The following is a 3,172-nucleotide window of genomic DNA, read 5'->3' as shown; positions in this document are numbered from 1 at the left end:
CCGAAAACCTACATTTCTTTCTGCCGAAAACCTACATTTTTAAACTGCCCTTGACAAAGGCTTTCTCAAAATCATTGAACATATCACCAGCAATCAAATAATAGTCTACGTGATTCTCATTTAAATAGGCAGCCTGCTGTTCAACAATTTGGTCAATGTCAACTTTATTGATATCGAAATGATTATCACTGGATGCAGCTATTTTTATCATGTTCTTCTCCCATAATTAAAAGTGCTATCCCAGACAGGATAACACTTTTTTGTAGCTCATTATTAACTAACGCCTTCCATGAGTCGTTTAACCGGCTTAACCAGGAACGCCAGGATGACCCCAGCAACAATTGCGCAAATCCCAATAATCAAGAAATAATTGATTTCATTATCAGGCGTATAGTACTTCACAATTTGCGAGTTAATTGCTTGTCCAGCAGCGTCTGCTAAGAACCACATACTCATCATTTGAGATTCGAAGGCTTTTGGTGCAAGCTTAGTGGTGACAGAAAGGCCAATTGGCGAAATTAACAACTCCGCAACTTCAACAATTGCCCAACTACCAACTAGCCACAACGGACTTACGCGAGCAGAAGTTCCGAATAAGGAAACCGGCAAGATCATGAAAATATATGACAATCCGGCAATCACCATTCCTAAAGAGAATTTAGAAGGCGAACTAGGTTGCTTTCTCCCTAATTTAATCCACAACCACGCAAAGAATGGCGTATAGAGCATGATAAACGCAGGGTTTAATGACTGGTAGAAACCAGCTCGAATTTGGAAACCAAAGAAGTTGTTATTGGTTTGATTCTGCGCAAACAAAGCTAAAACAACTGATCCCTGCTCCTCAATGGCCCAAAAAATTGTGGCGGCAATAAACAATGGTATGTATGCCACAACTCGGGAACGTTCATTACTCGAAATCTTCTTACTGGAAATAATCACGACAAAGTAAATAATTGGGGTGGCAATTGCAATTAAGCTAAGCAATGTAATAAATGTGCTGAGAGACAGGGTTCCCATTACTTGCATCAATAACAGTACTAATCCGAAAACGACCACGCCAACGCCAATCCGAAATGATAACTTCTTAACGTCTTCAGGTTCAAGCGGGTCTGAAGGATAAAGGCTCGTGCTTGGCAAGTGTTTCTTGCCACCTCGGATGTATTGCAACAATCCGAAAAACATTCCAATGGCGGCCAAAGAAAAGCCTAAATGGAAATTATATTTCATTCCCAGCCACGTAACTAAAATAGGTGAAATAAACGATCCTAAGTTAATTCCAAACACAAAGATAGTAAATCCAGAGTCTCGGCGGTTATCATACTCGGTATATAACCCACCAACCATCTCAGAAATATTGGGTTTTAATAGCCCAGTTCCCAATGTGATTAAAACGATCGAGGCAAATAACGCGATTCGTCCTAATGGCATTGAGAGCGCGATGTGGCCAAACATAATCAGGACACCACCATAGAAGACGGTTCTCCGACTTCCTAAAATACGGTCACTAATGAAGCCACCCGCAACAGAAGTCAAGTAAACCAACGATCCATAGATGGACATGATTGATGCAGCAAGTGGTTGCGAAAAGCCCAAACCACCTTTGCTAATGCTGAAATACATGTAAAATAACAGGATTGCCCGCATTCCGTAGTAACTAAAACGCTCCCACATTTCAGTATAGAATAACGTCGATAATCCTCTTGGTTGACCAAAGAATGAGCTGTCAGCTCGTCTTTCCTGGTCAGTTTGTTCATGTTGTTGCATGTGATACCCTCCAAAAAATAAATCTAATCCACCTTAACATGTGTTAACCGGATTAGATCATTTATTAATAATTGTTCTTTAAAGCTTATCAAGGATCAAACCATAACAATCATTATATTCCAGAATGGAAGGTAATTCAATGACGACGAAACATCGACTAGTATTTTCCGACAAAAATCAGATCAAACCGTTCATTGATTTATTCTTATCAATGGAATTAGTTTAGTCAATAAGAAATAAATTGTTTCGGTGTTCATCAGTGTGTCTTGTGCGTGGGTGAACAGGACCGAGTATTGCAAATTATCCACATATTTAATTGCTTTGTTTTGCTCATTATGCGCCTTTGTGAGCCATTTATGAGCTTTCTCGAATTGTGCAGATACATCGTCTTTTTTATATGTAGATAATGAGATTGTATCAATTGTTTGGTTAAGAATCTGCTTAGCTTTCCCCGAATACGTCAGCATGAGCATTGAGATTTGATTTAGTTCATTTTCATCCATTAAACTGCCTTTGCAGACTTAAATTGATTGAGAATGAACTTGACGAGCTTTTCGCCGTTAGCCCAACCATATACTTCATCAGGAATTGTTAAAAGGTTGGCTTTACCGTCAAGCAATTCAAGCTCCTTTTCGTGATAAGTGGCCTGTGGTGCTACCAAGACCAAATCAACACCGTCATTTAAATGTTGCTCCGCATTTTCAAAGTTACTTGGTATTAAATTAATATCTGCTTGATAGTTCTCAATAAATAATTTAGCTGACTTAACTAAAAAATTACTAGAAATTCCATCTTCGCAAACGAGTAAAATATTTTTCATTATAAAAATCCCCTTTTCTTTGATTACCTATACAGAATAACAGATATATTGGTATACCACAAGGGGTTTTTTGAATTTATTAATGTACAGCTTCTTTTATATAGGGCAGTTCAGACATTTATATGTTCTATACCAATTACGATATTTTTACATGTACCAATTATAAGTGATGCTATGAGTCGCTAGTATGGGGCGGCTTCGCTTTTCCTGGATGTTAATTCCGGTATTTTTAATTGATTCACAATTAAAAATTAGTACTTTTTTCAACACACACTTTCTTTGGCTCTACAATATCAAAAAAAGCAACCTGTAGATAAGACACAAGCAAAAAAACACTCCTAATCCTTTCTTATTAAAAGGACTAAGAGTGTCTTTTTCTGTCATAAAAAACTGACTATAATCATTGATGCCGACTGCAGGAGTTGAACCTGTGACCCTCGGTTTACGATACCGATGCTCTACCAGCTGAGCTAAGTCGGCATGATTTTGTACACAAAAGTGCTAACAATCGCGTTAGCACTTTTTGACAAAGCTCCGGCAGGCGGGCTCGAACCGTCGACAACCTGATTAACAGTCAGGTGCTCTACC

3 protein-coding genes, 1 tRNA gene and 1 pseudogene are annotated in these 3,172 nt (G+C 38.4%); all 5 read right to left on the bottom strand.

Annotated features, from left to right (window positions below; translation table 11 throughout):
• Positions 1 to 61: 61 nt before the first annotated feature.
• Positions 62 to 211: pseudogene (locus FD12_RS05210) on the bottom strand (metallophosphoesterase); the annotation flags it as partial.
• A gap of 62 nt (positions 212 to 273) precedes the next feature.
• Positions 274 to 1,764 carry a peptide MFS transporter gene (locus FD12_RS05205; protein ID WP_054749116.1) on the bottom strand — a complete coding sequence of 497 codons (1,491 nt, stop codon included), beginning with the start codon at positions 1,762 to 1,764 and terminating at the stop codon, positions 274 to 276.
• Between the two features lie 191 nt (positions 1,765 to 1,955).
• On the bottom strand, positions 1,956 to 2,237 hold the full coding sequence (locus FD12_RS05200; RefSeq protein WP_338034268.1) for a PTS lactose/cellobiose transporter subunit IIA: 282 nt from the start codon (positions 2,235 to 2,237) through the stop codon (positions 1,956 to 1,958).
• 29 nt (positions 2,238 to 2,266) lie between these two features.
• On the bottom strand, positions 2,267 to 2,584 hold the full coding sequence (locus FD12_RS05195; protein WP_056982040.1) for a PTS sugar transporter subunit IIB: 318 nt from the start codon (positions 2,582 to 2,584) through the stop codon (positions 2,267 to 2,269).
• Between the two features lie 407 nt (positions 2,585 to 2,991).
• A tRNA-Thr gene (locus tag FD12_RS05190) sits at positions 2,992 to 3,064 on the bottom strand.
• Between the last annotated feature and the right edge of the window lie 108 nt (positions 3,065 to 3,172).

The sequence above is a fragment of the Lentilactobacillus rapi DSM 19907 = JCM 15042 genome (assembly GCF_001436255.1).
GTDB classification, from domain to species: domain Bacteria; phylum Bacillota; class Bacilli; order Lactobacillales; family Lactobacillaceae; genus Lentilactobacillus; species Lentilactobacillus rapi.
This window is presented reverse-complemented; position numbering and strand designations above follow the sequence as displayed.